Here is a 22,554-nt window from a genome sequence, read left to right on the forward strand (position 1 = left end):
AAGAACGTCAACGATGGCCCGGACATCCAGAATGCCCGCGTCGCTCTCCGGTTTTTCGCGAGCAAGCTCGCTCCTACAAGGGGTATCGCCGAGCCTCTGTTTTCCTCCAGAAGCGCCGCACACCCACAGGTGTGCAGGTGCTCACCGCGTGAGATTGCGTTATGGATGGTATTTTCCTGCAGCAACTGGTCAACGGCCTGACCCTCGGGTCGGTCTACGGCCTGATCGCCATCGGCTACACAATGGTCTATGGCATCATCGGCATGATCAACTTCGCCCACGGCGAGGTTTATATGATTTCCGCTTACCTCGCGGCGATCACCCTGGCCCTGCTGGCCTATTTCGGCATTGAATCCTTCCCGCTGCTCATTCTCGGCACCTTGATCTTCACCGTGGTCGTCACTGGCGTGTACGGTTGGGTCATCGAACGTGTCGCCTACAAACCGCTGCGCAACTCCACACGACTGGCCCCGCTGATCAGCGCCATCGGTATTTCGCTGATCCTGCAGAACTACGCACAGATTGCCCAGGGCGCCAAGCAACAAGGTATTCCTACCCTGCTGGCCGGGGCCTGGCGTGTCGATATCGGCACCGGGTTCGTCCAGCTGACGTACACCAAGGTTTTCATCCTGGTCGCCGCTTTCGCCGGCATGGCCCTGCTGACCTACATCATCAAGTACACCAAGCTCGGCCGCATGTGCCGCGCCACCCAGCAAGACCGCAAGATGGCCTCCATCCTCGGCATCAACACCGACCGCGTGATCTCCTACGTGTTTGTCATCGGTGCCGCCATGGCCGCCCTTGCCGGCGTGCTGATCACCCTCAACTACGGCACCTTCGACTTCTATGCCGGTTTCATCATCGGCATCAAGGCGTTCACCGCTGCGGTACTCGGTGGCATCGGCTCCCTGCCTGGGGCGATGCTGGGCGGGATCATCCTCGGTATCTCCGAGTCGCTGTTCTCGGGGTTGATCAACTCTGACTACAAAGACGTGTTCAGTTTCTCCCTGCTGGTGGTGATTCTGATTTTCCGTCCCCAGGGCCTGCTGGGTCGCCCACTCGTGGCTAAGGTGTAAACATGTCTGCTGCCAAACCCATCGATATCAAGAAAAGTGTGATCGACACGATCCTTGCCGGGTTGATTTCCCTGGTCGTGTTCGGCCCGATCGTCGGCGTAGTCCTCGACGGCTACACCTTCAACCTGGAACCGGCCCGCGTGGCCACGCTGGTGGCCATCGTGATGGTCGGCCGCTTCGCCATGAGCCTGTTCCTGCAAACCCCCAAGGGCGTGAAAATCCTCCAGGGCTTCGAGAGCAGCGGCTCTGGCGTGCACGTGCTGGCGCCGGACTACAAGTCGCGGCTGCGCTGGATCATCCCGGCGTTGATCGTGATCGCCATCGTGTTTCCGATCTTTGCCAACAAGTACCTGCTCACCGTGGTGATCCTCGGGCTCATCTACGTATTGCTGGGCCTGGGGTTGAACATCGTGGTCGGCCTGGCGGGCCTGCTCGACCTGGGTTACGTGGCGTTCTACGCCATCGGTGCCTACGGCCTGGCGCTGGGTTATCAATACCTCGGCCTGGGCTTCTGGACGGTCCTGCCACTGGCGGCGATCGCGGCGGCATTGGCGGGGTGCATACTCGGGTTCCCGGTGTTGCGAATGCACGGCGACTACCTCGCCATCGTGACCCTGGGCTTCGGCGAAATCATCCGTCTGGTGCTCAACAACTGGCTGTCGTTCACCGGTGGCCCCAACGGCATGCCGGTGCCATCGCCGACGTTCCTGGGCCTGGAGTTCGGGCGCAGGGCCAAGGACGGCGGGGTTCCGTTTCACGAGTTCTTTGGCATCGATTACAACCCCAATATCAAGTTCATGTTCATCTACATCGTGCTGTTCCTGGTGGTATTGGCCGTGCTCTACATCAAGCACCGCCTGACGCGCATGCCGGTCGGCCGCGCCTGGGAAGCGTTGCGCGAAGATGAAATCGCCTGTCGTTCGATGGGCCTGAACCACGTGCTGGTCAAGCTCTCGGCGTTCACCATCGGCGCATCGACGGCGGGTCTGGCCGGGGTGTTCTTCGCCAGCTACCAGGGCTTCGTCAACCCGTCCTCGTTCACCTTCTTCGAGTCGGCGCTGATCCTGGCCATCGTGGTACTCGGCGGCATGGGCTCGACAGTCGGTGTGGTGATCGCGGCGTTCGTATTGACCGTTGCGCCAGAGTTGCTACGCAGTTTCTCCGAATACCGCGTGCTGCTGTTTGGCGTGCTGATGGTGGTGATGATGATCTGGCGACCGCGCGGGTTGATCCGCATCAGCCGTGCCGGTGTCGTGCCACGTAAGGGGGTAGCGCCATGAGCAAGGAAGTCGTCCTCAGCGTGGAACATTTGATGATGCACTTCGGTGGCATCAAGGCCTTGAGCGATGTGAGCCTCAAGGTCGAACGCAACTCGATCTTCGCCCTGATCGGCCCCAACGGTGCCGGCAAGACCACGGTGTTCAACTGCCTCACCGGTTTCTACAAAGCCAGCGGCGGCAAGATCGAACTCAACGTGCGTGGCAAGCAGACCAACGTGATCCAGTTACTGGGCGAGCGTTTTCAGGCCACTGACTTTGTGTCGCCGAAAAGCTTTTTCAGCCGTGTTTACTACAAGATGTTCGGCGGCACTCACCTGGTGAACCGTGCCGGCCTGGCCCGGACCTTCCAGAACATTCGCCTGTTCAAGGAAATGTCCGTGGTCGAAAACCTGCTGGTGGCCCAGCACATGTGGGTCAACCGCAACATGCTCGCGGGCATCCTCAACACCAAGGGCTACCGCCAGGCCGAAAGCGACGCCCTCGACCACGCCTTCTACTGGCTGGAAGTGGTGGACCTGGTGGACTGCGCCAACCGCCTCGCTGGCGAACTGTCCTACGGCCAGCAGCGCCGCCTGGAAATCGCCCGTGCCATGTGCACGCGGCCGCAGATTATCTGCCTGGATGAACCGGCTGCCGGTCTCAACCCCCAGGAAACCGAAGCCCTCAGCGCGATGATTCGCCTGTTGCGCGACGAACACGACCTCACGGTGGTGCTGATCGAACACGACATGGGCATGGTGATGAGTATTTCCGACCACATCGTGGTGCTCGACCACGGCAACGTGATCGCCGAAGGCGGGCCGGACGCGATCCGCAACGACCCTAAAGTGATTGCCGCCTACCTGGGCGCTGACGAAGAGGAGCTGGTATGAGCGCACCTATCCTCGAGATGAAAGACCTGGACGTGTATTACGGTCCGATCCAGGCCCTGAAGAAAGTCTCGCTGCACATCAACGAAGGCGAGACCGTCAGCCTGATCGGCTCCAACGGCGCGGGTAAATCCACGCTGTTGATGTCGATCTTCGGCCAGCCACGGGCAGAATCCGGGCAAATTCTCTATAACGGCGTCGACATTACCCACAAGTCGTCCCACTACATCGCTTCCAACGGCATTGCGCAGTCGCCGGAAGGGCGGCGGGTGTTCCCTGACATGACCGTCGAGGAAAACCTGCTGATGGGCACCATCCCCATTGGTGACAAGTTCGCCAGCGAGGACATGCAGCGCATGTTCGAGCTGTTCCCGCGGCTCAAGGAGCGGCGCAACCAGCGGGCGATGACCATGTCTGGTGGCGAGCAGCAAATGCTCGCCATCGCCCGCGCGCTGATGAGCCGGCCCAAGTTGTTGCTGCTGGACGAGCCGAGCCTGGGCCTGGCGCCGATTGTGGTGAAACAGATCTTCTCGACGTTGCGCGAGCTGGCGGCCACTGGCATGACCATCTTCCTGGTGGAACAGAACGCCAACCACGCGCTGCGCTTGTCGGACCGGGCGTACGTGATGGTCAACGGCGAGATCCGCCTGACCGGCAGTGGCAAGGAGCTGCTGGTGAACGAGGAAGTGCGCAACGCCTACCTCGGCGGGCACTGATCTAAATAACCTGTAGGAGCGAGCTTGCTCGCGAAGAGCGTCAACGATAATGCGGGCATCCTGGATGGCCGCAGTATCCTTGAGTTCTTCGCGAGCAAGCTCGCTCCTACAGTTGTTTTTGGGGGGGCTCACACCGCTTTCTCCAAATTGTGGAAAACAAATCCAGCCTCCTCCCAAAGCGCGACATATAGCCGCCGCAAATCCCTGTTTTGTCACAGTTTTGACTTGTCCCCATGTGCTGTGGAACCGGCTGTGGGTAACGTGGTGGTACTTGGCTGCACGCCTTTAAAACCGTAGCGTGCAGCGCGATGCTCGTTTTTTGATCAGCAGTGTTTTTGCGAACGTCGCGGCCGTTTGTCAACCTGTTTAAAGACACAGGTATATGACCGATTTGTGGCACTCCAGCCTGTGGATAAGTCTGTGACTAAACTCTGGAAAGACGTCCGCAGGGGCCGGAATGACTGGCCTGGAGCCATCGTTCGGATTTTGCCCCGTTCGATGGGTCTACATACGCCCTCGCCAAGGTCAAGCAAAAAACTTTTTGAAATCACCTGAAAGCCACGCGCACTGCGGCTTCAGGCGTTTTTCAGTTGCCCCCAAAGACTGTGGGCGCAGTTGTGGATAACCTGCGCGCATATGGCTGCAAGCCACGGCCTGTAAGGCTTTGCCTTGGGTGGTTAAAAAGTGACCAGTCAGGCATGAGGTTCTTCGCCTGGCGGTTGCCGCAGACGCGGCGTAAGGGCATTCTGCTGGCTGCTTTTTTTCCCGTTGCCCGCAAGGAGACCCTCATGTCCAACACGCTGTTCATTACTGGTGCCACCTCAGGTTTCGGTGAAGCCTGCGCCCGTCGTTTTGCCGAAGCCGGCTGGAAGCTGGTGCTCACCGGTCGCCGTGCCGAGCGCCTGAACGCGTTGGTCGAAGAACTCTCCCAGCAGACCGAAGTGCATGGTCTGGTGGTGGACGTTCGTGACCGCAAGGGCATGGAAGACGCCATTGCCAACCTGCCGCCGTCGTTCGCCACGCTGCGCGGGCTGATCAACAACGCCGGCCTGGCGGTGGGCACCGACCCTGCGCCCAAGTGCGACCTGGACGATTGGGAAACCATGGTCGACACCAACATCAAAGGCCTGCTGACCACCACCAGCCTGCTGCTGCCACGCTTGATCGCTCACGGTCGCGGTGCGGGCATCATCAACCTGGGCTCGATTGCCGGCAACTACCCGTACCCGGGCAGCCACGTCTATGGTGGTTCCAAGGCGTTCGTGAAGCAGTTCTCCCTGAACCTGCGCTGCGACCTGCAAGGCACTGGCGTACGCGTGACCAACATCGAGCCAGGCCTGTGCGAGAGCGAGTTCTCGCTGGTGCGCTTCGGCGGTGACCAGGCGCGGTATGACGCGACCTATGCGGGTGCCGAGCCGATCCAGCCGCAGGACATTGCCGACACCATCTTCTGGGTGATGAATACCCCGGCGCACGTCAACATCAACCGTTTGGAGCTGATGCCGGTGAGCCAGACCTGGGCTGGGTTTGCCATTGAGCGTGGTGCCAAGTAAGGCGTTAGACCGCGTCATGGCTATCGGGGGCAAGCCCCCTCGCACATTTGAATGTATTCACAAATCAACATCTGTGAACGCAATCCAGTGTGGGAGGGGGCTTGCCCCCGATGGCGTCAGATCGGTCAAAACAGGCCATAAGGTACACTCCACCCGGTAAAACCCCTCCGCACTGTGCGGTTAATGGTTTTGACGGGAGGAAATGTGAGTAACCGAGGTGAGCAGGCACTGCTCAAACAATCGACCATCCTGATGTTCGCTGTGGCGATCGCCGGGATTGTCACGGGTGTTGTTTCTGGCGCCCAATCCATTCTGTTCGACGGCTTTTTCTCGCTGATCGCCACCGCCATCAAGGTACTGATGCTGATCACGGCCAAGCTGATCGCCAAGAAGAGCAACGAGCGCTTCCAGTTCGGCTACTGGCACCTGGAGCCGATGGTGCTGCTGATCGAAGGCAGTTTCCTGTTGTTGATCGCCATCTATGCATTTCTCAACGGCGTATTCGGCATCATCAATGGCGGGCGCGAGATCGAGTTGGGGCTGGTGATCATTTATGCGGCGGTGTTTACCGTGGTCGAATTCGCCTACTTCTTCTACGTGCGGTATCGCAATCGCACGCTCAAGTCGTCGCTGATCCAGTTCGACAACATCAGTTGGCTGGTAGACGCGATGCTGTCGGTGGGCTTGCTGATCAGCTTTCTGGCGGCACTGTTGCTCAAATCCCAGGGTTATGGCGAATGGGCGGTGTATGTCGACCCGCTGATTTTGATCCTGCTGGCGCTGAGCATGCTGGCGCCGGCGCTCAAGATCCTGCGCCCGGCCTTGCGCGAGGTGCTGGGAATTGCCCCCGACCAGTTGGACGACAAGGTGCGCGAAGTGATGGACGCGGCGCAGGCCAGGCACGGTTTCGACGACTACGTGTCCTACGTGCAAAAGCATGGCCGGGCGCGTTTTATCGAGATCCACGTGGTGTTGCCGGCGAATTATCCACTGGATAACGTCGCGACCCTGGATGCGCTGCGCGAAGAGATATCCACAGGGCTCGGCACGCCGGATGCGGCGCGCTGGCTGACGATCAGCTTTACCGGGGATCGCAAGTGGATTGCGTGACCGGCCGTCAGACCGTGGCGCCTGCATCGGGGGCAAGCCCCCTCCCACATTCAACCGCATTCCCAAGGTAGGGCGCGGTCAACGGTGGGGGCTGGCTTGCCTGCGATAGGGCCCTAAAGGTCAGCCAAGATGCTGGATCAGACCCTGGTAGCAAGTCGCCAAGTGATAGGGCGTAGTCGACGGCATGTCCCACCGACTCACCACCCCTTGCGCATCCAGGCACTCGTTCCAGCCCTTGGCGTGCAAAAAGTGCTGTTGCAGCGCCAGCAATTGGCGTTGCAACACCGCTTCACTGCCTGGCCGCAGGGTCAGCGCCCGCAGGTATTCCGCCTGCGCCCAGATGCGCTGGGTGCCATCGCGGAGGCTGCCGTTCAGGGCCAACATGCCGCTGACGGCACCGCTCACTTTATCCACACCCTTGTGCTCGGCATAGGCAAACGCGCGTGTCAGCGACGCATGCAAGGGTGTACCGCGCAGCACGTCGGAAGATTCCAGCAAAAAGAACCATTCGAACTGGTGCCCCGGCTCGAACCAGTTATCCACAGCACCCAACGGTTTTTCCATCATCACGCCGTGCTGGCGGTCGATGAACCGCTGTTGCATGGCCGTCGCCAGCCCCAGCAGGGCCGCTTGCACGTTGGCGTCCTCACGCACGGCGAGGGTGGCCAGGAAACCTTCCGCCAGGTGCATCAGCGGGTTCTGCAGCGGGCCGGACTTGAGCGATGACCAGTTGCGCTCCAGTACCGCTTCGTACAGGCCGTCGCCTGTGGAAAACCGCTCGGCGACCACTTCCAGGGCGGCGTTGAGTACCGACTCCACCAGCGGCTCGCGCACCTTTGCCCAGTAGTGGGCGCAGGCGAAGATGATGAAGGCGTGGGTATAGAGGTCCTTGCGCTTGTCCAGCGGCTTGCCGGCCGGGTCGATGCTGTAGAACCAGCCGCCGTGCTCGGCATCATGGAAGTGCCGTTGCAGGGAGCGGAACAATGCCGCTGCACGCTCTTCGGCAAAGGTGGCACCCGGCTCGCCGATCAGGCTGGCGAACAGGTACAACTGCCGGGCGCAGGCCATGGCGCGGTAGCGTTGCGGGGGCAACGGGTGGTGATCGGCGTCCAGCGCCTCATAGGGCAACGCCAGGTCGGCGTTCCAGCCCGGACCCTGCCAGAGCGGCACGATGAGGCTGTGGAAGTGCGAAAGCACGGCATTCAGGGCGGAGTTTGGAACGGTGGACATTGGCTGGCGTCGTCACGGCAGGGGTGTAGGCGCGCATGGTAGCAGGCTTGGGTTCTGTGGTGTCTGGTCTGGCGCTAACGGGGGCAAGCCCCCCCCTCACACTTTGAATTGTGCACACATTCAAATGTGGGAGGGGCTTGCCCCCGATGAGGCCCTGGCAAGTGCTGAAGATTAACCTGCGAGCAACCAAACCCCAGTCGCCGCCGACGCCGCCCCGGCAATCCGCACCAACGGCGCCGCCGCCGCCGGCAGGAAACGCACCACGGCATAACCCGCCGCGTGCAACACCGCGGTTACGCCGACAAACCCGGCCGCATACGCCCAAGGGCTGGTCATATCCGGCAACTCCAGGCCGTGCGCCACACCGTGGAACAGCGCAAACAACGCCGTCGCACCCATCGCCATGAACAACGGTGGGCGCACTGCCAGCGCCACCGCCAGGCCCAGCGCGAATACCGACGCGGCAATTCCGCTTTCCATCGCCGGCAATTGCATCCCTTCAAAACCCAACAAGCCGCCGATCAGCATGGTGCCCACGAAGGTGCACGGCAGTGCCCAGCGTGCGGCGCCTTTTTGTTGGGCGGCCCACAAGCCCACCGCAACCATGGCCAGCAAATGGTCGAGGCCGCCCAATGGATGGCTGATGCCGGCCACCAGGCCATTGTCGCCGTGGCCGGGATGGGCGAAGGCCAGGGCTGGGGCCAGCAGCAAAGTGGCGGCGGCGAAGAGTTTGTTGAGGCTCATCTACAGGTTCCTTATGGGTTGATCAGGCGGCGGTCAGCAAGCCTTGGCGTTCGATGAAGGCGACGATGTCGTCCAGGCCCACACCGGTTTTCTGATTGCTGAACACAAAGGGTTTGCCGTTGCGCATGCGCGTGGTGTCGCTGTTCATCAACTCCAGCGACGCGCCCACCAGGGGCGCGAGGTCGATCTTGTTGATCACCAGCAGGTCGGATTTGCAAATACCCGGCCCGCCCTTGCGTGGCAGCTTGTCGCCCGCGGACACATCGATCACGTAGATGGTCAGGTCCGACAGCTCCGGGCTGAACGTGGCCGACAAGTTGTCGCCGCCGGATTCCACCAGGATCAGGTCCAGGCCGGGGAAGCGACGGTTGAGTTGGTCTACGGCTTCCAGGTTGATCGAGGCATCTTCGCGAATCGCCGTGTGCGGGCAGCCACCGGTTTCCACGCCGATGATGCGCTCGGGTGCCAACGCCTGGTTGCGCACCAAGAAATCGGCGTCTTCGCGGGTGTAGATGTCGTTGGTGACCACGGCCAGGTTGTAGCGGTCGCGCAGGGCGAGGCACAGGGCCAGGGTGAGGGCGGTCTTGCCGGAGCCCACCGGGCCACCGATGCCGACGCGCAAGGGTTGTGTGTTCATGTGTGGCTTCTCCTAGGAACGGAACAGGCGGCTGTACTGGCGTTCGTGGGCCATGCACGCCAGGGACAGGCCAAATGCGGCGCTGCCCAAATGGTTGGGGTCGATACGGTGGGCGTCCTGCTGGGCCTGTTGCAGCAGGGGCAGCAGTTCACTGGTCAGGCGTTGGGCGGCTTGCTGGCCAAGGGGCAGGGTTTTCATCAGCACGGCCAGTTGGTTTTCCAGCCAGCTCCACAGCCAGGCGGCGACGGCGTCGTCGGCGCTGATGTGCCAGGCGCGCGCAGCCAGCGCCCAACCCAGGGCAAGATGCGGCTCGCCGAGTCGTTCAAGAAAGCTGCGCGCGGTGTCGTCCAGCTCGGGCAGGCCATTGAGCAGTTGGTGCAGGGAGTAGCCCATTTGCCGGCTCTCCTGGTACAGCTCGCGGGTCTCGCGGCTGGCGCGGTGCTCTTCGCACAGTTGTGCCAGGCGTGGCCAATCCCCATCCGCCGCCGCGCGGCAATGGGCAAGCAACACCGGTGCTTCGAAGCGGGCGAGGTTGAGCAACAACTGGTCGCTGATCCAGCGGCGTGCGCTGGCCGAGTCGTTGACGCGGCCATTCTCCACCGCCATTTCCAGGCCCTGGGAATAGCTGTAGCCGCCAATCGGCAATTGCGGACTGGCCAGACGCAGCAGCGCCCAGGCTGGGTTCACAAGCGCACGCCGAACTGATGCAGCTTGGGTGGGTAGTTGAAATCTTCATCACCATGGCGGGAATGATGGTGGCCGCCACCATAGGCACCGTGTTCCGGCTGGAAAGGGGCTTCGATGGTTTCGGTCGAGGCTCCCAATTGCTCGAGCATCGCCTTGAGGACGTAGTCATCGAGCAGACGCAACCAGCCATCTCCGACTTGCAGGGCGACGTGACGGTTGCCCAGGTGATAGGCCGCGCGGGTCAATTCGAAGGCGCTGCTGCAGGTCACGTGCAGCAACTGTTCTGGCCGGGCGCGCACGCGTACCACGCGTCCGTCTTCAGCCTGGAGGCATTCGCCATCGTGCAGCGGCGGCTGGCCACGCTCCAGAAAAAGGCCGACGTCTTCACCTTCGGCACTGAAACAGCGCAGGCGACTTTTACTGCGCGCTTCGAAGTTCAGCAGCAGTTCGGCGGCCCAGAGGGGTTGGGGGGCGATTCGGCGGTGGATCACCAGCATCAGAGAGCTTCCAGCTATGAGCGATGCAGGTGCTAGAGCAAGGGGCTTGCCAACCCGGACGCTGTGTAGGAATTGCCTGTAAGTAGGCGAGATGGCGCCACTAAATAGGGCGCCGCGTGATTGCCCACGCGCCTCAAAACGGTGCACTGATTAAGCGGGTGCACTTGTTATGCGCGTTTTTAGGATTTGTCCTACAGGGTCTCGGGATTCGCCGTTCATGGCGTTACGCGTTGAATCTTTAGGCTCTGCGCCGTGTTCAATTCACCGCGACGTTCATCATGTTCAAGCCATTTTTCTATTGGGCCTTTATCAGCCTCTCGTTGATCATCACCTCGGCATCGGCGTCCCTGCAGTCCCGTCCGACTTTCAGCGCATCCGTTCAGCAAGCGTCGATCAGCGATGTCATCGACCGCGCCCATGAGCTACTGGGCACACCCTACAAGTGGGGCGGGATGTCGGTGGAACAGGGTTTCGATTGCAGCAGCTTCCTGGTCTACCTGTTCAAGACCGAAGCCAATATCAAAATCCCGCGCACCACGACGGCAATGCACCGCTCCACGGCTCCGACCATCGCACGCGCGGCGCTCAAACCAGGTGACGCGGTGTTTTTCAAAGGTAACGGGCGTGGCCAGATCAGCCATGTGGGCCTTTACATCGGTGGGGGCAAGTTCATTCACTCACCGCGCACCGGCAAGACCATTCGCATCGATTCGCTGAGTAATAACTACTGGAACAAACACTACACGACCGCCAAGCGTTTTCACGCGGCGGGGTGACCGATCACTCAGTGCTGCCCAAGCCTTGCCAGTGCTTCAAGCCAATGAAGATAAAACGCAACTGCTGGGTGATTTTCGCCTGGGGCGTGAGGTGTGCGGGCAAGGCGTGGGCGGGCGGGTCGATGATGTCGGGCAGGGTGGCGAATACACTTTTGACGATCAGGTCGGCCATCACGTGCAAACCTTCGGCGTCCAGATGTTGCAGTTTGGGCATCTGCGTCAGGTCGGCCGCCAGGTCGCGGGTGATGTCTTCACGCAGGGCACCGATGGCCTGGCGCACAGCCAGGCAGCCGCCATACTGCTCGCGGGCGAGGAACAGGAATTGGGAGCGATTGGCCGAGACCACATCCAGAAAAATGCGCACGGAGGCGTCGATAATGCCGCCCATCACGAATTCGTTATGGCGCACCAGGCGGATCGTGGCGCGGAAGGTCTGGCCGACTTCACTGACCAGCACCAGTCCAAGCCGGTCCATGTCGGCGAAATGGCGATAGAAGCCCGTAGGAACAATGCCGGCTGTTTTGGCCACTTCACGCAGGCTCAGGCTGCCAAACCCACGGCCACACTCCATCAGATGGCGGGCTGCGTCCATCAAGGCGAGGCGGGTCTGTTGCTTCTGTTCGGCGCGGGGCAGCATGGGGCGGGCTTATTCGACAAGGACAGCGAAGCACTCTAGCAAAACAGCTTCGTCGGCGTCGAACTTGGCGGCGGGGCAGGGCGTGACGCGATCTACAACAAAGCAAAAGCCCGATCGGCGGATCGGGCTTTTTTCTGGGCCACCACAGGCTTAGCTCTGGGCTTCGTGGAGTTCTTTCAGGCGGTCAGCACCACCTTCGGCAAGACCTTGGGCGTAAGCGCGGTCGTTGGCTTGTTCAGCACCGCCTTCAGCAACGCCTTCGGTGTAGGCACGTTTGTTGGCTTGCTCGGCGCCGCCTTCAACCAGGCCTTTCTCTTGCAGGCGGTTAAAGCCGTTTTCAGCCACAGCGCCTTTGGCGTAATCACGGTTCTCTTGTTCTTGCGAACCGCTGCGGGCAACAGTCTGGCTGGCTTGAACAGTGGCTGCCTTGTTCTGTGGAATCGCTTGTTCGGCGGCTGGCAGGGCAAAAGCGCTGGAAGCCAGGACGGACAACAGGACGGTAGCGAGTACTTGGCGTTTCATGATGGGTTGCTCCTTGGGAGGGCGATAAAGTGGGTACAGGGCTAATGCTACTCTCGATATGTCGATATAAAAGTTCATAAACACAATGGTAATAATCAACAGAATTGATTGTTCACGGCGGAGGCTCTAGACCGAGCCTCTCAAGCCCGCGCTTTTGCACCGTGGTGGGTATTTTCGACACGCTCGCGGGTAACATTGGTGCGCGGTGCTGGGCTGGAATGTGTCGGAAGGGTCAGGAATCGAGGTTTTTGCCGGCAAAACGGTGATCGGGTTAAACCCCCGGGCGGTTTGCCAGTCGTAGTTTTATAAGCTGTTCTTCAAGGCTGTTAATCAGCCAGTCGTATTCAGGAGTCCTGTGCAATGACGCGCACTCGTAAAATCATCGCTTGGAGCTGCGCCAGCTTCGTTCTGTTAATCGCCGTGGTGGTCTTGGTGCTGGTGTTTTTTGACTGGAACCGTATCAAGCCGCAGATCAACGCCAAGGTTTCCGAAGAACTGCATCGACCCTTTGCCATCAATGGCAACCTGGCGGTGGTGTGGGCCCGCGAGCCCGATGAAGGCGGCTGGCGGGCCTGGGTGCCATGGCCGCATGTGATTGCCGAAGACCTGAGCCTGGGTAACCCCGACTGGTCGAAACAGCCGCAAATGGTCACCCTCAAGAAGGTCGAACTGCGCCTCTCGCCTCTGGCCCTGCTGGCGCAGCGCGTGACGATCCCGCGTATCGACCTCACCGAGCCCAGCGCCCAATTGCAGCGCCTGGCCGATGGCCGCGCCAACTGGACGTTCAAGTTCGACCCCAAAGACCCAACTGCCGAGCCGTCCAACTGGGTGGTTGATATCGGTGCGATCGGTTTCGACAAAGGCCACGTCACCCTCGACGACCAGACCCTCAAGACCCAACTCGATGTGATCATCGACCCGCTGGGCAAGCCAATTCCCTTTGGCGAGATCGTGGGCGATGCAGATGCCAAGAAGGCCCTGGAAAAAGGCTCGGCGCCGCAGGACTACGCTTTCGCCCTCAAGGTCAAAGGCCAGTACCACGGCCAGAAACTCGACGGCAGCGGCAAGATCGGTGGCTTGCTGGCGCTGCAGGACGCGGCCAAGCCGTTCCCGCTGCAAGCCCAGGTCAAGATCGCCGACACCCGCATCGCCTTGGCGGGTACCCTGACCGACCCGCTAAACCTCGGCGCCCTCGACCTGCGTCTGAAACTCGCGGGCGCAAGCCTTGGCAACCTGTACCCGCTGACCGGCGTGACCCTGCCGGATTCACCCGCGTACTCCACCGATGGCCACCTGATCGCCAAGCTGCATGAGCCAGGGGGCGCGTCGTTCCGCTATGAAAACTTCAACGGCAAGATCGGCGACAGCGATATCCACGGCAACCTCGCCTACGTCGCCAGCCAGCCTCGGCCCAAGCTCAGCGGTGCGCTGGTGTCCAACCAACTGTTGATGAAGGACCTCGCGCCTCTGATCGGCGCCGATTCCAACGCCAAGCAAAAAGCCCGCGGCGGCGAGAGCAAGCAGCCAGCCACCAAAGTGCTGCCGGTGGAAGAGTTCCGCACCGAACGTTGGCGCGACATGGATGCGGACGTCGAATTCACCGGCAAGCGCATCGTGCACAGCGCCGAACTGCCGTTCAACAATCTCTACACCCACCTGGTGCTCAACGACGGCCAACTGAGCCTCGAGCCGCTGCGCTTCGGGGTCGCCGGCGGCAAGCTGGATGCACAGATTCGCCTGAATGGCCGGATCACGCCGATGGAAGGCCGCGCAAAACTGACGGCGCGCAACTTCAAGCTCAAGCAACTGTTTCCCACCTTCGAACCGATGAAAACCAGCTTCGGCGAGCTCAACGGCGATGCCGATATTGCCGGGCGGGGTAATTCCGTGGCCGCGCTGCTGGGCAGTTCCAATGGTGACCTGAAGATGTTGATCAACGACGGTGCGATCAGCCGTGGCTTGATGGAAATCGCCGGGCTCAACGTGGGCAACTACGTGGTAGGGCGTCTGTTTGGCGACAAGGAAGTGAAGATCAACTGCGCGGCGGCGGATTTCGGCATCAAGACCGGCCTGGCGACCACACGGTTGTTTGTCTTCGATACCGAGAACGCGATCATTTATATCGATGGCACGGCGAACATGGCCACGGAGCAGTTGGACCTGACCATCACCCCGGAATCGAAGGGCTTCCGCCTGTTCTCACTGCGTTCACCGTTGTACGTCAACGGGCCGTTCATCAAGCCTAATGCGGGTGTGAAGGCCATTCCGCTGGCCTTGCGTGGTGCGGGGATGGTGGCGCTGGGTGTGATCGCCGGGCCTGCTGCCGGCCTGCTCGCACTGGTCGCGCCAAGCGGCGGTGAGCCCAATGAATGCGCGCCGTTGCTGCAACAGATGAAAGAAGGCAAAGCCCCGAAAACCGTCAAGGGCTGACGGCTAAACGCAGCACCCAATGTGGGAGGGGGCTTGCCCCCTCTCACATGGTTCCTGCGCTGCCAGCAATTACAGGCTTTCGAGAATGTCAGCCATGTCGTCGGCGTGTTCTTCTTCCTGGGCCAGGATTTCTTCGAACAGGCGGCGCGTGGTTGGATCCTTGTCACCGATGTATTGGATGATTTCGCGATAGCTATCCACCGCAATCCGTTCGGCCACCAGGTCTTCGTAAACCATTTCTTTCAACGAATTGCCCGCCACGTATTGGGCGTGGGAATTTTTCGACAACAGGTCCGGATTGAACTCTGGCTCACCGCCAAGCTGCACGATGCGCTCGGCAAGTTTGTCGGCGTGCTCGGCTTCCTGGGTGGCGTGCTCCAGAAATTCCTCGGCGGCCACATGGGCTTTGACGCCGCTGGCCATGAAATAGTGGCGCTTGTAGCGCAGCACGCAGACCAGTTCAGTGGCGAGCGAACCGTTGAGCAAGCGAATGATTTCTTCGCGGTCAGCGTCGTAGCCCTCGGTCACGGCACCGTTTTCGACGTTCTGGCGGGCGCGCTGGCGCAGGGTCGCAACGTCAGTCAAGTTTGCTTCAGTCATCTCAATCTCCTGGTACTAATCCGGTTTTGCGCCACGCTCTGCCGGCGTGATCGCTCCAAGTTGTGAGTGCCGCGCTGCGCAAAAAGTTTTATCTGATTTGCCCGCAGCGTCATCAGCCCGACTTGAGGCTGGGCTAGGCTCACTGTCAGGTGAGGATTTTCGAGGACGTTCGCCCCATGCCGCAGTCGTTGGCTACGCGTTACCCCCTGGTGCTGGTGCCTGGCATGCTCGGCTTCGTGCGCCTGGGCTGGTTCCCCTACTGGTACGGTATCGTCCCGGCGTTGCGCAAAGGCGGGGCGCAGGTGTTTGCCGTGCAGGTGGCGCCGCTGGATTCCAGCGAAGTGCGCGGCGAGCAACTGCTGGTGCACATCGAGCGCATTCGTCGCGAGACCGGCGCCGACAAGGTCAACCTGATCGGTCATAGCCAAGGTTCACTCACCGCACGTTATGCGGCGGCCAGGCGCCCGGAGTGGGTGGCGTCGGTAACCTCGGTGGCCGGGCCGAATCATGGCTCGGAGCTGGCCGACCATATCCACGCCCATTACCCGGTCGAGGGCGTGAAAGGCCGGATCATGAGCGCGCTGTTCCATCTGGTCGCCTGGGTGATGGGTGTGCTGGAAACCGGCTATCGCGGGCCACGCTTCAAGGCGGACTTGCAGGCGTCGCACCATTCGTTGACCAGTGCCGGTGTGGCGCTGTTCAACCGCCAATACCCCCAAGGCCTGCCCGACACCTGGGGCGGGCAGGGCGCGGAAGTGGTCGATGACGTGCGTTATTACTCCTGGTCCGGCACCTTGCAGCCAGGGATCACCGACCGTGGTCGCAACCTCTTCGATGGTACGAATCGCAGCTGCCGCCTGTTCGCTCGCAGCTTCGTGCGCGAGAAGGGCCAGTGTGATGGCATGGTCGGTCGCTACAGTTCACATTTGGGGTTGGTGATCGGCGACGACTATCCCCTGGACCACTTCGACATCGTCAACCAGTCCATGGGGTTGGTCGGCAAGGGTGCCGAGCCGATCCGGCTGTTCGTCGAACATGCGCAGAGACTCAAGGCTGCGGGGGTCTAGTGGGGAGACCGCGTCATCGTTCTTCGCAGGCAAGCCAGCTCCCGCATTGGACCGAGTCCGTGCTGACCGCTCGGTCCAATGTGGCAGCCGGGCGTTTGTTCAGGTAACGCTGACCTTGCGGTTGAACGGCGTGGTCCAGCGCTCCGACAGAATCACCCCGCCCAGGGTCAGCAAACCGCCCACCAGGTGGTACAGCGCCAACGCTTCTTTCAACACCACCGCAGCAATCAACGCCGTGATCAACGGCAGCAGATTGAAAAACAACGTGGTTCGACTCGGGCCCAGTGTTTTCACCGAATGCATCCACGCCAGCGGCGCGAGCATCGACGCCAGTAAACACGCATACATCACCAGCGGAATGTTCGCCCAGTTCAGGCCGGCCTTGTCTGACAACAGATACAGCGGCAATAACACCACCACCGCTACCAGTACCTGCAAATACAGCAACACCAGCGGCGGCAGGCGCAGCTGCCATTTTTTCAGCAGGGTGCTGTAGACCGCGTAGGCGAGGGTGGCGACCAGCATCATCGCGTCCCCCAGGTTCACGCCATGTTGCAACAACGCGCCGAGGCTGCCGGACGACACCACCACGACCACCCCGGCAAACGACAGCACTGCACCGGTCATGGCGCCGTAGGTGAGGCGCTGGCCCAGGCTGATGATGGCTGCAGTCAGCGCCATCAGCGGCATCAGCGACAGGATGATGCCCATGTTGGTCGCCGTGGTCAGTGATGCGGCGTAGTACGCCAGGCTCTGGTACACCGCCATGCCCAGCACGCCAAGGACGACGATCTTGCCCAGGTTCGGGCGGATCAGCGCCCAGTTGGCCGCCACCGGTTTGAGCATGAACGGGGTAAACAGCAGCGCCGCCAGCAGCCAGCGGTAAAAACCGATCTCGGACGGGAAGATCGAGCCCACGGCCAGTTTGTTGACCACGGTGTTGCCGGCCCAGATCAAGATGGCCAGCAGGGGATACGCGTATTGCATTGAAGGAAACCAGGTGTGTTGATGAGGCAGGATTATCCCCTGTCTGGATCGAAGCCTATACTGCGATCCAGACAACCGACCTGTGTATCCAGACAACATGGCCCGACATACCATACGCCTCGCCGATTTCCCCAGCCTGCCCAGCCCGGTGTATTTTCGTTATTCGGATTTTGCCCCCGACACCGAGTGCACGCCGCATCGGCACTTCTGGGGTTCGCTGGACTATTCCGCCAGTGGTGTGATGCGCATGGAAGTGGCGGGCAGTCGCTTCATGTCGCCGCCGCAATATGCGGTGTGGGTGCCGCCGCACACCGAGCACAGTTCCTACAACGCTGAGGCGATCATTTACCACTCGGTGGGCCTCGCGCCGCATCTCTGCGAGCAACTGCCCCGACAGCCGTGCACCCTGGCGATCAGCGATATTCTCAAGGCGATCCTCAGCGATTTCGCCCAGCGCGACGTGAACATTCCCGAGACCGAGGCCGATGTGCGCCTGGCCCAGGTGCTGGTGGACCAACTCCAACAGGCGCCGATCCACGAGGGATTCCTGCCCTATGCCCGCCATCCCGGGCTGCTCGGCGTACTCGAAGGCCTGCAGGCAGACCCTGCCGACAACCGCCCGCTGGCCCACTGGGCCGCCCAGGTGCATGTCAGCGAACGCACCCTGGCTCGTCAGTTTGTGCGGGAGTTGGGCATGAGTTTCGGCGAATGGCGCCAGCGCCTGCGCTACCTCGCCGCCATCGAGGCCTTGGCCAGTGAGCACAGCGTGCAACACGTGGCATTCGACCTCGGTTACAGCACCGCCTCGGCCTTCATTGCCATGTTCCAGCGCCATGCCGGCTGCACCCCGGAGCAGTACCGACGGGCAAATCTGCGTGGCCGGTGAAGTTGTAACAGGCTTTGACTACACTGCTGGGTAGGCCGTGCCCCCCGGCGCGGTAACCGGGAGAAAACTCCATGAAGATGCTGCGCATTCCGCTGTTGATGATGGGCCTGCTGCTGTGTTCCCAGGGCTATGCTGCCACCGCCCAGCAAAACAAGATGACCACGTGCAACGCCGAAGCCACCACCAAGACCCTCAAGGGTGATGACCGCAAGGCGTTCATGAAAACCTGCCTGTCGGCCCCGGCGGCCAATGACGCCAAGACCCTGACACCGCAGCAGCAGAAGATGAAGGACTGCAATGCCTCAGCGAAAACCAAGGCGCTGACCGGTGATGCGCGCAAGACCTTCATGAGCACTTGCCTCAAAGGCTGATAACGATTTCAAAGCCTCTGAGGCCCAATGGGGGAGCTGGCTTGCCTGCGATAGCATCACCCCGGTGTTCCTGATGCACCGAGGCGCCCGCATCGCAGGCAAGCCAGCGCCCACACAAGCCCCACTTGATCGCATTAGCACCCTGACCTCTCGCTTGATTCCCTCAAGGCTGGCAGACTGCCCATCCTTTAACGCCGTTCGTTTTGAGGCTGTATGCCAACGTTTTCTCAGCGTCATGTGTTGTTGCTGGCCAGCTACATCATCATTTTCGGCGGATTGCTGCTGGTACTGCCGCTGAAACTGCTGCCCAGCCTGCTGGCCGGCCTGTTGGTGTTCGAACTGGTCAACATGCTAACCCCGCAACTGCAACGGCTGATCGAAGGTCGGCGCGCGCGCTGGCTGGCGGTCGCCTTGCTCGGCACCCTGATCGTCAGCGTGCTGACCCTGATCTTCGCCGGTGCCATCAGCTTCCTGCTCCACGAAGCGGAAAACCCCGGGGCCTCCCTCGACAAATTCATGGGCGTGGTCGACCGCGCGCGCGGCCAGCTGCCGCCGTTCATCGACGCGTACTTGCCTGCCAGCGCCGCCGAATTCCGTGTGGCCATCGGCGACTGGATGAGCAAGCACCTCAGCGAGCTGCAACTGGTGGGTAAAGATGCCGCCCACATGTTCGTCACCCTGCTGATCGGCATGGTGCTCGGCGCGATCATCGCCCTGCAGCGCGTGCCCGACCTGACCAAGCGCAAGCCCCTGGCCGCCGCACTGTTTGACCGTCTGCACCTGTTGGTCCAGGCCTTTCGCAACATCGTCTTCGCGCAAATCAAGATCGCCGCGCTCAACACCGCCTTCACTGCGGTGTTCCTCGCCGTGGTATTGCCGCTGTGCGGGATTCACCTGCCGCTGACCAAAACCCTGATCGTGCTGACCTTCCTGCTCGGTTTGCTGCCGGTGATTGGCAACCTGATGTCCAACACGCTGATCACCATCGTCGCGCTGTCGCTGTCGATCTGGGTGGCGGTGGCGGCGCTGGGCTACCTGATCGTGATCCACAAGATCGAGTACTTCCTCAATGCGCGCATTGTGGGCGGGCAGATCAGTGCCAAGTCGTGGGAATTATTGCTGGCGATGCTGGTGTTCGAGGCCGCGTTCGGGCTGCCCGGCGTGGTGGCGGGGCCGATTTACTACGCGTATCTCAAGAGTGAGCTGAAGCTCGGCGGGATGGTTTAAGTCTTGTGTTGGCTGGGCTGGCCTCATCGGGGGCAAGCCCCCTCTCACCCTTTGATGTGTGAATACCTTCAAATGTGGGAGAGGGCATGCCCCCGATGGGGTCGCCACAGTCTCTGAGCTAAAACTCAGTGCCCGTAGCGCTTGCTGGCCTCAATCGCCAAACCACTGCCGATACTGCCAAAGATATTGCCTTCCACATGCCGCGCGTTCGGCAGCATCGCCGAGATGCTGTGGCGCAGCGCCGGAATCCCGCTGGAGCCACCGGTAAAGAACACCGTATCCACCTGCGCCACGCTCACCGAAGCGTCGTTGAGCAACTGCGTCACGCTACCGCGCACACGCTCAAGCAACGTATCGATGGACGATTCGAACAGCGCGCGGCTCAGGTCTACGCTCAGGCCCGCTTCGATACGGTCCAGTGCTACGTGGCGGCTGTCCTCGTGGGTCAGCTGGATCTTGGTTTCTTCGACTTCCATGGCCAGCCAGTGCCCGGCGCGTTCTTCGATCAGCTTGAACAAACGGTCGATGCCGCCCGTGTCTTCGATGTCGTAGCGCATGCTGCCCAGGGCCAGCTGGGACTTCTGCGAGTACACCGAGTTGATGGTGTGCCAGGTGGCCAGGTTCATGTGATGGCTGGTGGGCATGTAGGCGCCGCTTTTCATGCGGCTGCCGTAGCCGAACAGCGGCATCATGCCGTTCAGCGACAGCTGTTTGTCGAAGTCGGTGCCGCCGATGTGCACACCGCCGGTGGCGAGGATGTCGCTCTGGCGGTTGTCGTTGTGGCGACGGTCCGGGGACAGGCGCACCAGCGAGAAGTCGGACGTACCGCCGCCGATGTCGACGATCAGCACCAGCTCTTCTTTCTGGATGGTGGACTCGTAGTCGAACGCCGCGGCAATCGGTTCGTACTGGAACGAAATGTCCTTGAAGCCGATCTTGCGCGCCACGTCCACCAGGGTGTTCTCGGCCTCTTGGTCGGCCATGGGGTCGTCATCGACGAAGAACACCGGGCGGCCCAGCACCACTTCTTCGAACTCACGGCCGGCGTTGGCTTCGGCGCGGCTCTTGAGCTGGCCGATGAACAATGCCAGCAGGTCGGTGAACGGCATCGCTGTGCCGAGCACGCTGGTGTCGTGCTTGATCAGCTTGGAGCCCAGCAGGCTCTTGAGCGAGCGCATCAGCCGGCCTTCGTAGTTTTCCAGGTACTCGTGCAACGCCAGGCGGCCGTACACCGGGCGGCGTTCCTCGAAGTTGAAGAACACCACCGACGGCAACGTGATCTTGTCGTCCTCCAGCGCAATGAGCGTCTCCTCGCCGGGGCGGATCCAGCCGACGGTGGAGTTGGACGTGCCAAAGTCGATGCCGCAGGCACGGGCTGGGGATGAGTTTTCCATGACAATCAGGTTCCGGTTGAAAAACGGCCGCGCAGTGTATGCCAGTCGAGGGCGGATGCGTAGGCCGACCATCCGTTAAATCGTGCTTGAATCCTGGGGATTTGCCCCCACATCTGCTGCATACGGCGAATGCCGATAACACTTTGACGCACCCCCAGGCCACATCTCTCAACAGGTGCAAAGCAGCGCACGTTGTGCCCCGGGCTGTGCGATCTCGATTAAGGATGGTGAACCGCCGATGGATTTCAAAGACTACTACAAGATATTGGGCGTAGAGCCGACGGCCGACGACAAGGAAATCAAGTCGGCTTATCGCAAGCTCGCGCGTAAATATCACCCGGACGTGAGCAAGGAAAAAGACGCTGAAGCCAAGTTCAAGGACGCGTCCGAAGCCTACGAGGCGCTCAAGAGTGCCGACAAACGTGCCGAATACGACGAGCTGCGCAAATACGGCCAGCATGGCCAACCGTTCCAGGGGCCACCGGGCTGGCAGAGCCGTGGCGGCTTTGGCGGTGGCGGTGGCGGTGAAGATTTCTCGGACTTCTTCAGCTCGATCTTCGGCTCGCGTGGCGACGGTTTCGGCGGCGGTCAGCGCCGGCCGGCTGGGCGCAAAGGCCAGGACGTGGAGATGCAGCTGACGGTTTCGCTGGAAGAGACGCTGTCCACCGAGTCCAAGCAGATCAGCTTCCAGGTGCCGCAATACGACGCCTCGGGCCGGCATGTAAGCAACACCACCAAGAGCCTGAACGTGAAGATCCCCGCCGGCGTGGCCGACGGTGAGCGCATCCGCCTCAAAGCGCAGGGCGCGCCGGGCATTGGCGGTGGGGCCAATGGCGACCTGTACCTGATCATCAAGTTTGCGCCGCATCCAAAATTTGAAGTGGATGGCGAGAACCTGATCATCAATCTGCCGCTGGCACCGTGGGAATTGGCGCTGGGCGCAGAAGTGGCGGTGCCGACCCTGACCGGCAAGATCAACCTCAAGGTGCCCGCCGGCAGCCAGAACGGCCAGCGCATGCGCGCCAAGGGTCACGGCTTGCTGAACAAGGCCGGGGAGCGCGGTTTCCTGTATATCCAGCTCAAGGCAGTAATGCCCAAGCAGGCCGACGACGAAACCATCGCCCTGTGGCAGGAACTGGCGAAAAAGGCCGCGTTCAATCCTCGAGAGCATTTCTGAGGCCTCGAGCGCCCGCGCTAACTATCTAGCGCGGCTCGCTCCGTCGGGCATGGTGTGCTGACGCTCCCTATCAAAGGAGCA

Annotated in this window: 23 protein-coding genes; 13 read left to right on the forward strand and 10 right to left on the reverse strand. The window is 61.2% G+C overall.

Annotation, left to right across the window (positions count from 1 at the left end; all coding sequences use genetic code 11):
* The first annotated feature begins 161 nt into the window (after positions 1 to 161).
* The 6 genes from CQ041_RS19195 (at position 162) to CQ041_RS19225 (ending at position 6,604) form a co-directional block, all read left to right on the forward strand.
* Complete coding sequence (locus CQ041_RS19195) at positions 162 to 1,076, forward strand: branched-chain amino acid ABC transporter permease LivH (protein WP_105521975.1); 915 nt, start codon at positions 162 to 164, stop codon at positions 1,074 to 1,076.
* Between the two features lie 2 nt (positions 1,077 to 1,078).
* Complete coding sequence (gene livM, locus CQ041_RS19200) at positions 1,079 to 2,356, forward strand: high-affinity branched-chain amino acid ABC transporter permease LivM (protein WP_105521974.1); 1,278 nt, start codon at positions 1,079 to 1,081, stop codon at positions 2,354 to 2,356.
* A complete protein-coding gene (locus CQ041_RS19205) occupies positions 2,353 to 3,228 on the forward strand; it encodes an ABC transporter ATP-binding protein (protein ID WP_105521973.1) in 876 nt (291 codons plus the stop codon). The genes livM and CQ041_RS19205 overlap by 4 nt, the downstream gene beginning before the upstream one ends.
* Entirely contained in the window at positions 3,225 to 3,941 is a 717-nt protein-coding gene (locus CQ041_RS19210) for an ABC transporter ATP-binding protein (RefSeq protein WP_105521972.1), read from the forward strand. Before CQ041_RS19205 ends, CQ041_RS19210 begins: the two co-directional genes overlap by 4 nt.
* Positions 3,942 to 4,729: 788 nt before the next feature.
* A complete protein-coding gene (locus tag CQ041_RS19220) occupies positions 4,730 to 5,494 on the forward strand; it encodes an SDR family oxidoreductase (RefSeq protein WP_105521970.1) in 765 nt (254 codons plus the stop codon).
* Between the two features lie 204 nt (positions 5,495 to 5,698).
* Positions 5,699 to 6,604, forward strand: coding sequence for a cation diffusion facilitator family transporter (locus tag CQ041_RS19225; RefSeq protein WP_105521969.1), 906 nt, complete (start codon positions 5,699 to 5,701; stop codon positions 6,602 to 6,604).
* Between the two features lie 120 nt (positions 6,605 to 6,724).
* Here the strand turns inward: CQ041_RS19225 and CQ041_RS19230 are convergent, their stop codons facing one another.
* The 5 genes from CQ041_RS19230 to ureE all read right to left on the reverse strand — a co-directional run bounded on the left by CQ041_RS19230 (position 6,725) and on the right by ureE (position 10,399).
* Positions 6,725 to 7,834: an AGE family epimerase/isomerase gene (locus CQ041_RS19230; RefSeq protein WP_105521968.1), complete on the reverse strand. Its 1,110-nt coding sequence runs from the start codon at positions 7,832 to 7,834 to the stop codon at positions 6,725 to 6,727.
* A 171-nt stretch (positions 7,835 to 8,005) separates the two neighbouring features.
* Complete coding sequence (locus CQ041_RS19235) at positions 8,006 to 8,578, reverse strand: HupE/UreJ family protein (RefSeq protein WP_105521967.1); 573 nt, start codon at positions 8,576 to 8,578, stop codon at positions 8,006 to 8,008.
* A 22-nt stretch (positions 8,579 to 8,600) separates the two neighbouring features.
* Positions 8,601 to 9,215: an urease accessory protein UreG gene (ureG, locus tag CQ041_RS19240; RefSeq protein WP_016972570.1), complete on the reverse strand. Its 615-nt coding sequence runs from the start codon at positions 9,213 to 9,215 to the stop codon at positions 8,601 to 8,603.
* Between the two features lie 12 nt (positions 9,216 to 9,227).
* Positions 9,228 to 9,902 (reverse strand): urease accessory protein UreF, encoded by a 675-nt coding sequence (locus CQ041_RS19245; RefSeq protein WP_105521966.1) that lies wholly within the window; start codon positions 9,900 to 9,902, stop codon positions 9,228 to 9,230.
* Entirely contained in the window at positions 9,899 to 10,399 is a 501-nt protein-coding gene (gene ureE, locus CQ041_RS19250; RefSeq protein WP_105521965.1) for an urease accessory protein UreE, read from the reverse strand. Before ureE ends, CQ041_RS19245 begins: the two co-directional genes overlap by 4 nt.
* A 278-nt stretch (positions 10,400 to 10,677) precedes the next feature.
* On the opposite strand from ureE, the gene CQ041_RS19255 reads away from it, so the two are divergent.
* Positions 10,678 to 11,175, forward strand: a complete 498-nt coding sequence (locus tag CQ041_RS19255) for a C40 family peptidase (RefSeq protein WP_105521964.1) — start codon at positions 10,678 to 10,680, stop codon at positions 11,173 to 11,175.
* A gap of 4 nt (positions 11,176 to 11,179) precedes the next feature.
* On the opposite strand, the gene CQ041_RS19260 is transcribed toward CQ041_RS19255, so the two are convergent.
* The gene (locus CQ041_RS19260) at positions 11,180 to 11,812 is read right to left on the reverse strand and encodes a TetR family transcriptional regulator (RefSeq protein WP_105521963.1); all 633 of its coding nucleotides are present in this window, start codon (positions 11,810 to 11,812) and stop codon (positions 11,180 to 11,182) included.
* 150 nt (positions 11,813 to 11,962) lie between these two features.
* Entirely contained in the window at positions 11,963 to 12,334 is a 372-nt protein-coding gene (locus CQ041_RS19265; protein WP_105521962.1) for a hypothetical protein, read from the reverse strand.
* Between the two features lie 360 nt (positions 12,335 to 12,694).
* Here CQ041_RS19265 and CQ041_RS19270 point away from each other — a divergent pair, with 360 nt between their 5' ends.
* Complete coding sequence (locus CQ041_RS19270) at positions 12,695 to 14,764, forward strand: AsmA family protein (protein WP_105521961.1); 2,070 nt, start codon at positions 12,695 to 12,697, stop codon at positions 14,762 to 14,764.
* A 69-nt stretch (positions 14,765 to 14,833) separates the two neighbouring features.
* Here the strand turns inward: CQ041_RS19270 and CQ041_RS19275 are convergent, their stop codons facing one another.
* Complete coding sequence (locus CQ041_RS19275) at positions 14,834 to 15,364, reverse strand: bacterioferritin (RefSeq protein WP_065874325.1); 531 nt, start codon at positions 15,362 to 15,364, stop codon at positions 14,834 to 14,836.
* Between the two features lie 176 nt (positions 15,365 to 15,540).
* Between CQ041_RS19275 and CQ041_RS19280 the strand changes: the two genes are divergently transcribed.
* Positions 15,541 to 16,431, forward strand: a complete 891-nt coding sequence (locus CQ041_RS19280) for a triacylglycerol lipase (RefSeq protein WP_105521960.1) — start codon at positions 15,541 to 15,543, stop codon at positions 16,429 to 16,431.
* Between the two features lie 99 nt (positions 16,432 to 16,530).
* Here CQ041_RS19280 and CQ041_RS19285 read toward each other — a convergent pair whose 3' ends face one another.
* On the reverse strand, positions 16,531 to 17,418 hold the full coding sequence (locus CQ041_RS19285) for a DMT family transporter (RefSeq protein WP_105521959.1): 888 nt from the start codon (positions 17,416 to 17,418) through the stop codon (positions 16,531 to 16,533).
* 97 nt (positions 17,419 to 17,515) lie between these two features.
* Between CQ041_RS19285 and CQ041_RS19290 the strand changes: the two genes are divergently transcribed.
* The 3 genes from CQ041_RS19290 to CQ041_RS19305 all read left to right on the forward strand — a co-directional run bounded on the left by CQ041_RS19290 (position 17,516) and on the right by CQ041_RS19305 (position 19,902).
* Positions 17,516 to 18,304 (forward strand): helix-turn-helix transcriptional regulator, encoded by a 789-nt coding sequence (locus CQ041_RS19290; RefSeq protein WP_105522225.1) that lies wholly within the window; start codon positions 17,516 to 17,518, stop codon positions 18,302 to 18,304.
* A gap of 71 nt (positions 18,305 to 18,375) precedes the next feature.
* Entirely contained in the window at positions 18,376 to 18,675 is a 300-nt protein-coding gene (locus CQ041_RS19295; protein WP_105521958.1) for a PsiF family protein, read from the forward strand.
* A 213-nt stretch (positions 18,676 to 18,888) separates the two neighbouring features.
* Positions 18,889 to 19,902, forward strand: a complete 1,014-nt coding sequence (locus CQ041_RS19305) for an AI-2E family transporter (protein WP_017737507.1) — start codon at positions 18,889 to 18,891, stop codon at positions 19,900 to 19,902.
* 125 nt (positions 19,903 to 20,027) lie between these two features.
* Here the strand turns inward: CQ041_RS19305 and CQ041_RS19310 are convergent, their stop codons facing one another.
* The gene (locus CQ041_RS19310) at positions 20,028 to 21,296 is read right to left on the reverse strand and encodes an Hsp70 family protein (protein WP_105522224.1); all 1,269 of its coding nucleotides are present in this window, start codon (positions 21,294 to 21,296) and stop codon (positions 20,028 to 20,030) included.
* Between the two features lie 238 nt (positions 21,297 to 21,534).
* On the opposite strand from CQ041_RS19310, the gene CQ041_RS19315 reads away from it, so the two are divergent.
* Entirely contained in the window at positions 21,535 to 22,473 is a 939-nt protein-coding gene (locus tag CQ041_RS19315; protein WP_105521956.1) for a DnaJ C-terminal domain-containing protein, read from the forward strand.
* The last annotated feature ends 81 nt before the right edge of the window (positions 22,474 to 22,554 follow it).

This window comes from Pseudomonas sp. MYb60 (assembly GCF_002979555.1).
GTDB lineage: Bacteria > Pseudomonadota > Gammaproteobacteria > Pseudomonadales > Pseudomonadaceae > Aquipseudomonas.

Excerpts from the sequence above, each read along its gene's own strand:
- CQ041_RS19305 (WP_017737507.1), top strand. The coding sequence starts at position 18,889 with ATGCCAACGTTTTCTCAGCGTCATGTGTTGTTGCTGGCCAGCTACATC.
- CQ041_RS19275 (WP_065874325.1), bottom strand. The coding sequence starts at position 15,364 with ATGACTGAAGCAAACTTGACTGACGTTGCGACCCTGCGCCAGCGCGCC.
- CQ041_RS19210 (WP_105521972.1), top strand. The coding sequence starts at position 3,225 with ATGAGCGCACCTATCCTCGAGATGAAAGACCTGGACGTGTATTACGGT.
- livM (WP_105521974.1), top strand. The coding sequence starts at position 1,079 with ATGTCTGCTGCCAAACCCATCGATATCAAGAAAAGTGTGATCGACACG.
- CQ041_RS19265 (WP_105521962.1), bottom strand. The coding sequence starts at position 12,334 with ATGAAACGCCAAGTACTCGCTACCGTCCTGTTGTCCGTCCTGGCTTCC.
- CQ041_RS19280 (WP_105521960.1), top strand. The coding sequence starts at position 15,541 with ATGCCGCAGTCGTTGGCTACGCGTTACCCCCTGGTGCTGGTGCCTGGC.
- CQ041_RS19195 (WP_105521975.1), top strand. The coding sequence starts at position 162 with ATGGATGGTATTTTCCTGCAGCAACTGGTCAACGGCCTGACCCTCGGG.
- CQ041_RS19285 (WP_105521959.1), bottom strand. The coding sequence starts at position 17,418 with ATGCAATACGCGTATCCCCTGCTGGCCATCTTGATCTGGGCCGGCAAC.
- CQ041_RS19235 (WP_105521967.1), bottom strand. The coding sequence starts at position 8,578 with ATGAGCCTCAACAAACTCTTCGCCGCCGCCACTTTGCTGCTGGCCCCA.
- CQ041_RS19270 (WP_105521961.1), top strand. The coding sequence starts at position 12,695 with ATGACGCGCACTCGTAAAATCATCGCTTGGAGCTGCGCCAGCTTCGTT.
- CQ041_RS19310 (WP_105522224.1), bottom strand. The coding sequence starts at position 21,296 with ATGGAAAACTCATCCCCAGCCCGTGCCTGCGGCATCGACTTTGGCACG.
- CQ041_RS19230 (WP_105521968.1), bottom strand. The coding sequence starts at position 7,834 with ATGTCCACCGTTCCAAACTCCGCCCTGAATGCCGTGCTTTCGCACTTC.
- CQ041_RS19255 (WP_105521964.1), top strand. The coding sequence starts at position 10,678 with ATGTTCAAGCCATTTTTCTATTGGGCCTTTATCAGCCTCTCGTTGATC.
- CQ041_RS19205 (WP_105521973.1), top strand. The coding sequence starts at position 2,353 with ATGAGCAAGGAAGTCGTCCTCAGCGTGGAACATTTGATGATGCACTTC.
- CQ041_RS19220 (WP_105521970.1), top strand. The coding sequence starts at position 4,730 with ATGTCCAACACGCTGTTCATTACTGGTGCCACCTCAGGTTTCGGTGAA.
- ureG (WP_016972570.1), bottom strand. The coding sequence starts at position 9,215 with ATGAACACACAACCCTTGCGCGTCGGCATCGGTGGCCCGGTGGGCTCC.
- CQ041_RS19290 (WP_105522225.1), top strand. The coding sequence starts at position 17,516 with ATGGCCCGACATACCATACGCCTCGCCGATTTCCCCAGCCTGCCCAGC.
- CQ041_RS19315 (WP_105521956.1), top strand. The coding sequence starts at position 21,535 with ATGGATTTCAAAGACTACTACAAGATATTGGGCGTAGAGCCGACGGCC.
- CQ041_RS19295 (WP_105521958.1), top strand. The coding sequence starts at position 18,376 with ATGAAGATGCTGCGCATTCCGCTGTTGATGATGGGCCTGCTGCTGTGT.
- CQ041_RS19260 (WP_105521963.1), bottom strand. The coding sequence starts at position 11,812 with ATGCTGCCCCGCGCCGAACAGAAGCAACAGACCCGCCTCGCCTTGATG.
- ureE (WP_105521965.1), bottom strand. The coding sequence starts at position 10,399 with ATGCTGGTGATCCACCGCCGAATCGCCCCCCAACCCCTCTGGGCCGCC.